This window comes from Vibrio sp. Vb1018, from assembly GCF_033338775.1.
Lineage (GTDB): Bacteria > Pseudomonadota > Gammaproteobacteria > Enterobacterales > Vibrionaceae > Vibrio > Vibrio alginolyticus.
Genome location: NZ_JAWOTI010000018.1, coordinates 107,858 through 115,219 on the forward strand (window position 1 = coordinate 107,858; position 7,362 = coordinate 115,219).

5 protein-coding genes are annotated in these 7,362 nt (G+C 44.1%); 4 read left to right on the forward strand and 1 reads right to left on the reverse strand.

Annotation, left to right across the window (positions count from 1 at the left end):
* The first annotated feature begins 41 nt into the window (after window positions 1-41).
* The 3 genes from R7Z10_RS17825 to R7Z10_RS17835 all read left to right on the forward strand — a co-directional run bounded on the left by R7Z10_RS17825 (window position 42) and on the right by R7Z10_RS17835 (window position 4,304).
* Complete coding sequence (locus R7Z10_RS17825; RefSeq protein ID WP_262640670.1) at window positions 42-2,735, forward strand: hypothetical protein; 2,694 nt, start codon at window positions 42-44, stop codon at window positions 2,733-2,735.
* A gap of 170 nt (window positions 2,736-2,905) precedes the next feature.
* Window positions 2,906-3,586, forward strand: coding sequence for a hypothetical protein (locus R7Z10_RS17830; RefSeq protein WP_262640671.1), 681 nt, complete (start codon window positions 2,906-2,908; stop codon window positions 3,584-3,586).
* 97 nt (window positions 3,587-3,683) lie between these two features.
* A complete protein-coding gene (locus R7Z10_RS17835) occupies window positions 3,684-4,304 on the forward strand; it encodes a hypothetical protein (protein WP_262640672.1) in 621 nt (206 codons plus the stop codon).
* Window positions 4,305-5,318: 1,014 nt separating this feature from the next.
* Here R7Z10_RS17835 and glgC read toward each other — a convergent pair.
* Window positions 5,319-6,575, reverse strand: coding sequence for a glucose-1-phosphate adenylyltransferase (glgC, locus tag R7Z10_RS17840; RefSeq protein ID WP_262640673.1), 1,257 nt, complete (start codon window positions 6,573-6,575; stop codon window positions 5,319-5,321).
* Window positions 6,576-6,942: 367 nt separating this feature from the next.
* Between glgC and R7Z10_RS17845 the strand changes: the two genes are divergently transcribed.
* Window positions 6,943-7,362: IS5 family transposase (locus tag R7Z10_RS17845; RefSeq protein WP_318105466.1), on the forward strand; the 420-nt coding region annotated here is incomplete at its 3' end.

The following is a 7,362-nucleotide window of genomic DNA, read 5'->3' on the forward strand; positions in this document are numbered from 1 at the left end:
GACGCTTAGAGCGTCTTTTTGCGTTTCTAGAGAGTAGTATTATGAATGAAACATATGATTGGTTAGAACAGGCTTCTGACTTAAGTATGGACAACCTCGCAACATCCGGTTGGACTGAGGAAGAAGCGGTAAGTGCTTGGGGGGAAGCTCAACCTAGTGAGTCTGCTTCTTTTGATGGCGTTAAGCGTAAAGCTAAGCCAATATTGCTTCGTAAACCTAAAAAGAAGAAGCAAACCAAGCGTAAAAAGCGAAAGGCAACACCGTTCTTTGAACGTCCCGTGATAGCCATGGATACTGAGTATGTAGAATCTAAATGCGGAGGCTACAACCGTATCTTGAGCTACCAATTCGCGGTTCTATTCAACGGCAAGTTATCAACGATTATCTTGTTCCCCGAATCGACCAAAAAATCGGGACGGCTAGCACTGGACAAATGCTTGGTTCAGGCTATCGAAAAAGCGATGGAAGATGAAGTACTTGATAAGTGGCCGACTGACATCGTTTTGTGTGCTCATTGGCTATCGGCTGATTTGTTTAACTTCAGCCAAGCCTTTGATCAGCTAAAGACCCACGTAAAAGGGTTGCGTAAGACGGTGGCGAGCCTTGATGACGTATACGGACTGGAACTTGATAAAGTCATGTCTCGCCGTATCGATAAAGAGCCTCTCAATGTTCACGACAAATCCCGCAATCGACACACCTTGTATATCACGTTTTACGACACCATGCTGCTTTCACCCAATGGATCATCATTAGCCTCTGTCGGAGAGCTATTGAAGATTCCAAAGGTAGAAATCCCAGAGCCTTACTCTATCTCTCGAATGGATGAGTTTCTGGAAGCACAACCGGAGAAATTCGCTGAGTATGCAATTACTGATTCAATTATCAGTGCTCGTCATTTCGAGCGTGTTTCTTCCTTCTGTCAAAATACACTCGGTCTAAATTCGGTTCCGTTCACCATCGGTGGTATTGCCGTTAAAGCCTTTGTTAATAGTTTGGAGGATAAGCGCGGTTACCGTGGTTTGTTTGGTTTTGAGAAGGTGACTAAAGAAGTGTGGCCTTCTGACCGAAGTAAACCGCTAACGATAACTCGTGATGTGCCTGTAACAGCTCGCATGACATTAGAGCATTTTTCGACCATGGCCTACCATGGAGGACGCAACGAGTCATTTATCGCTGGTCCTACTCCTATTGATACTTGGCGAGATTATGACGTTCCATCATGTTATTCGGCGATTACGCTAGGTCTGCGAGAGTTAGATTACGACCAGATGTACATGACCAGAGATCTGAAAGAGCTGTTTGGAGACAAATGTGCTTTGGCTTGGGTTGAGTTTAAGTTCCCTGAACATACTCGCTTCCCAAGTTTAGCCGTTCGATCTGAGTATGGATTGATATTTCCGCTATCGGGTGAGACGCACTGTACAGGTCATGAGCTTGAAGTTGCTTATAGCCAAGGTGCAGAAATTATCATCAAGCAAGCGTTTGTCGTGCCCTGGAAGAATGATAAACGAATCTTCGAAGACTTCATGCGCTGGGGGCGAGAACGGCGTAAGTCATTCGTTAAAAATAGCTTTGACGAGAAATTGACTAAGGAAATGTTGAATAGTTGCTATGGAAAGCTAGCTCAATCGTTGCGCCCAAAGAGGTCGTTCGATATCCAAGCTGGTTACTCTACACAACTACCACCATCGACTTTGACCAACCCATTTTTCGCCGCTTACACGACTGGCTTAGCTAGAGCCTTGTTGGGGGAAATGCTTCATAGCATCCCCGATGACAAGGTTGTTGTTTCAGTGACGACAGACGGCTTCCTGACTAATGCTGATCTGAATGAAATAGACTTAAAAGGTCCTATTTGTCAGCGGTTCCGAGAGCTCTACCACCGTATAGACCCAACTGGCGGTGAAGTACTAGAACTCAAGCATCAAGCGAAGCAACTGATCGGTGCTAAGACTCGTGCTCAGTACACCGTTATAGAGAGTGAAGGTTTTGAGCCAATACTGGCTAAAGGTGGCGTTAAAGTCGATCCAACCATCAATGACCAAAGTGCTTATATGGTGGATAAATATTTAACCCGTAAACCAGGTGACAAAGTTGATGGTAGCTACCTGACACCGAACCGGATGCGCTTTTTAGAACATAAGGATTTGATGCTTGAGAAGCGGTCTATCTTCCTGAATATGGAATATGATCAAAAGCGACAGCTCCTAAATCCGGTAATGGTTGACGTGAAAGGACGGAGTCATATTGCGCTTGAAACCAAGCCACACAAGTCTTTGGATGAGATGCTGTTTACACGATTGCGCTTTGATCGCTGGCGCAAGTCTCATGTTCTAAAAAACTTTGATGATTGGTGTTCATGGCAAGACCGTTTAGTAATGGCAGAAAGTACCAGTCACAAAGACGTTCGCTTAAAGGCTGATGAGACTTCGGAAAGCTTAATGGCGCGGTTGTTTTTGCGTTTCTATGCTCATGAGAAAAATGGCATGAGAAAGAAGGACATTACCGCCAAAGCATTAGCTGAGTGGTTAACAGATAACGGCTATCTGACTAAAGCGACCGCTGTTCGTAGTGCTAAGAACGCCAAATTGATTGAAGGCGCTGTACCGATGACTGAGCTAACCATCAGTTTAGCTCGCTTAATAGTCTCGAAGTTTCCTGACTTCGAAGTTGAAATCCTCTTCAACCCTGAATCTCGTTCCTCACTGCGAGAAGCTCTCAACGCCCGTTGAGATCGTAAATATTGACCTATCGAAAGCCCTTATCTCAAAGGGCTTTTTTACCAATCAACCATTGCACCGTTGGGGATATAAGAAACCCAACCTCACACGCAATGACATTTATTCAAATCCACAGCCGTCATTCCGGCGGCTAACTCAATAAAATTTTAAGGAGCATTATTATGGCTAAGTCACATTGTAATTATTATTTGGCGATTACTGATGAAGCGATCGTACCTGTTAAAACCTTCGATGAGGCTCGCGCTTTATCTCACGGTAAACCGGGCGGCAATGTTAAAGGTTTTAATAGCTATCAGGAGGCGGTTGATGCAATTCCCAAAATCCGCAAAGCAAACAATAAACGCTTGAAGAGAAAAGCACCGAAGCGACCACGTAATAACGGTATGCCGAAAGTTCAGGAGGACTTGAGTTATCTGAGTAAGTATCTGCCCTCATCGGGAGATAAAAAAGTCACTGTTAACTGCCATCTTGGTACAGGTGGTAAGGCGTCAACAATATCGGTGGTGAATGGAGAAACTTATGTGACCGAAGCTCTGAAGGGGACTGCTGCCACTATGCACTTACAACTCGGTCGACATGGTCTGAAGCGCGCTAAAGCTGAACTGGATAATGGTGCTGGTTCCGTTGAAGTGTTGGGTCTGAACATCACTGTGGTGAACACTCTTACTGAATGGGCACCGAAGTGGAAGCAACAGAACTGGGTGAAGCCCAATGGACAGCCGAGACCGAACGCTGAACTCGTGCGCGATATGCTGGCGCTATATGAGCAGATTAAATCCAAGGTCAGCTTCGGCGAGGGTGTAGCTCAAAAAGCGCCTGTGGACGATGATGCCCCGTTTTAAGACCTATTTCGAGTAGTAACCATGCAGAGGTCGTCTGGCTTGTTCCAGGCGGCCTCTGTGTGGTTTTATGCTTAGCAAATTGAAAAGAGATAACAATATGAAAAATATCTATGAAATTGAGGGAGTTGAGTTCCCTTCTCGCACTGCTGCTGCACGTCACTATGGTTTGAATCCTAAACTGGTGAATGAGCGCGTTACCAAGTTCGGGTGGACGCTAGAGCAAGCCCTTGAGCTAGAAGCACGACCCAAAGGTGACTACCGCAAGAAAGTTGTTATAGATGGCACTGAGTACTCAAGTATGCGACAAGCGGCTAGAGAGCTAGGTGTGGCGCAAAGTACGTTAATGAACCGCATAAAGGCTGGTATATCTGTAGAGGAAGCGCTGTCTGCTGCACACACCGAGCGTGAGAAGTTAAAGGGTCAGTCCAAACCTATGTTCTACCAAGGTAAGCTCTATCCGTCTGCGCGCCATTTGTTGCTTGCTAATCCTGCGCTGGTTGCTGGTGGTGATTTGGTTAAGGCCGTTACCTCGCTGAATGACAAGGCTCGTCGAGCTAAGAATAAGGGTGAGGTTTTGAATCTATCACTGGATCAAGTTGTTGCTGAGTTTGGTTTGGCGAAAATTGGGTTTGCTGATGAGTTTGATGGCTTTGTTGCGCAGTTAGTTGATCTGGTTGGTGAAGCGGCTTTGACCGAGCTGTTCTATGAGCTGAAGTAGTGCACATTGGTGTTTGAAAGGGAGTAGTTGCGTTGAGTGGCTGCTCCCTTTTTTGTTGTCTGCGTTTTGTGCTGGTGGTTCTGCTGCGAATTCTCTGCCTGTAACCACTGCGACTGGTATTTATAGCCGTTGGGTCAATACCGTTGAATATTCCGCTCTGAGTGTCTGCTCGAAGGTTCTGAGGGGGAATTTGTTGTTGGATTTTAGCTGGGATGGTTAGGTGGTGGCACGAGACTGTCTGGGGTGTTGAGTCGTAATATAACCAGTACAACAGCAACGCGGTAGCGGCTGTTGTACTGGTTATTATTAATTAGTTTCTAACTCTGGACCTGAAAACTGCCATTCAGTTCGCTCGCTCTAGAACCTGATAGATGGTGATAAATTCGGGGTTGGTGATCACATCGGGGGTGGTGCTTGTGCTAAGTCGGTTTTGCCCCATTGTCATTTTCGCTCTTTAAATTTCTTGTCGTCCTGCTTCAAAATTTTCGCTCTTTAAATTTCTTGTCGTCCTGCTTCAAAATTTTCCTCAATAAAATTCATGTGAGAGAAATATATGGTTTTGCAAAATTATTCATTAAAGGTGAGTATTTAGACATCGGTTGCCCGGAGATATGCTGACGATGATTTTGAGTCACTTCGGGACAGTAGCGCCTTAGAACATCCGCTCTAAAACATTGATGCTCAACTGTTTGCTAGAGCTGTCACTTTGATTCGTTTCCCTTTGGCTTACTCAATGTAATACCACTATTATGAGACAGAGTGTCTATGAAGTCGGTGGCTATTCATAGGCATGTTACAACATAAGATTCGCTTTTTAACACACCAATTTCTCGATTTTTGTGGATGAAAAAATTGTTAGCCGCAGGGTATATATTCAGGTGAAACGTGGTCTTATCTCCGAGTGGTGAAGATAAGACCATAATTTGGGTGTCAGACTAGTTGTACTCGCTTGCCATATTTATCGCCATTGCGATGCCTTTGACTCGTATTTCGAGAAAAAATTGTTCAGTACATTTATTTAGCAAGATTTTCCAGCATAGTTTTAGTTACTAGGGTGATTCCTTTTTCTGTAACACGAAAACCATTGGCTTTATCCTGTTCCTTATCATAGCCAATGCTCAAGCCGGCCGGGACACAACAATAACTATCAAGGATAACTCTCTTCAGTTTAGCGTGTTCACCAACGTGACTGCCATGCAACAATACTGACTCTTCAATAAGACTGTATGAGTGGGCATGGACACTTGAATACAACAATGATTTTCTAATAGTTGAACCAGAAATAATGCACCCTCCAGAAACCGTTGAATCTACGGCCATACCACGGCGTTCATCGTTATCAAAAATGAATTTAGCAGGTGGAAGCTGTTCTTGATATGTCCAAATCGGCCAGTCTTTATCATAAAGGTCAAGTTGTGGTTTAGTTGTAACAAGTTCCATATTGGCTTCCCAAAATGAGTCAAGTGTACCCACGTCACGCCAGTAGGGCTGATTTTCACTGTCTGGATCTTTGAAAGAGTACGCAAAAACATTACTCTCATTAATGATTGAAGGAATGATATCGTGGCCAAAATCGCGGGTGGATCCTTGGACATCCACATCTTTTAATAACTGGTCAAAAAGAAAATCAACATTGAATAAATAATTGCCCATTGAAGCCAAACACTTATTCGGTTTATTCGGAATTTCATTGGGTTGAGCTGGTTTCTCATCAAAAGCAACTATTTTATTTTTGGAATCTACGGTCAGAACACCAAAGCTACCCGCAGCTTCTTCAGTATCAACTTCTAGGCAACAGACTGTCATATCTGCGTTATTTGCTACATGCTCCGCTAGTAGAGTACCATAGTCCATACGATATACATGGTCACCAGACAGAATTAGAATGTACTTGGGTCTATGTGAACGAATTATATCAATATTTTGATATACCGCATCCGCTGTACCAGCATACCAGTCATCGCCCGTTCGTTGTGAAGCAGGTAAAATTTCAACAAATTGTTGAGCTCTAAGGCTTCCCCAACCGCGGCTAATGTGACGGATCAACGAGTGCGACTTGTATTGTGTTGCGATACCTACGCGGTGAATACCTGAATTGAAACAGTTTGATAGTGGAAAATCGATAATACGAAACTTACCACCAAAATATACAGCAGGTTTTGCTCGAAAATCGGTGAGTTCAAATAAACGACTACCTCGACCACCTGCCAATATCAAAGCGTAAGTGTCTTTGGTCAAATTACTGATATGTCTGTCATAATTCTGGGGCATAGAGACCTCCATGGGGGCGATTTATATATACTTGTAGTTATAATCGGAGCAGTGTATTGATTATATGCAAGTTACTATATAGGGTAATTGTTGAATAAACTGTGACTGAAGTTAGGCATTATTACTTGAATAGCCACAAGTATCGTAGCCACTTTCAGCATTACCAAAAAGGTTCTTCTCCGCTTAGGTGAGCTTGATATTTGGGTAAAAAGTTGAGTGGGTATCCGGGACCGATGTTTGTCTGATCTTCAACTTAAAATAATCTGTATCTCTAACTCCTCTGGCTCTTCGGGCTTTGCTTAAATCGATGGAACTAAATCAAGAGGCTACGATCTGATCGGCTACACCCATTAATCGTCGTAGCCTCATACCTAAACCTCGTTACAAAACAACTAACTGGACGCAGTACAACAAAGCCTTAATAAACCGTGGTTCTCTGACCTTTTGGATTGATGAGGAAGCGATAGCCGAGTGGAAGCAAAACAAACAAGGCAAGCGCGGCAGACCTCGCCAATTCAGCGACTTAGCCATTACTACTGCACTGATGGTGAAACGCATATTCTCTATGCCGTTGAGAGCACTGCAAGGATTTCTAGACTCGGTATTTAAGCTGGCTAACATCCCGCTAGTTTGTCCCCACTACACCTGTATAAGCCGTCGAGCTAAGGAAGTTGAGGTTTCATTTAAAACTAAAACCAGAGGTGCGATACAACACCTAGCCATTGATGCCACTGGCCTCAAGGTTTATGGCGAAGGCGAATGGAAGGTCAAGAAGCATGGTACTGAC

Bases quoted from the DNA above. Each gene is read 5' to 3' on its own strand.
- R7Z10_RS17825 (WP_262640670.1), top strand. From the start codon at position 42: ATGAATGAAACATATGATTGGTTAGAACAGGCTTCTGACTTAAGTATG.
- R7Z10_RS17830 (WP_262640671.1), top strand. From the start codon at position 2,906: ATGGCTAAGTCACATTGTAATTATTATTTGGCGATTACTGATGAAGCG.
- R7Z10_RS17835 (WP_262640672.1), top strand. From the start codon at position 3,684: ATGAAAAATATCTATGAAATTGAGGGAGTTGAGTTCCCTTCTCGCACT.
- glgC (WP_262640673.1), bottom strand. From the start codon at position 6,575: ATGCCCCAGAATTATGACAGACATATCAGTAATTTGACCAAAGACACT.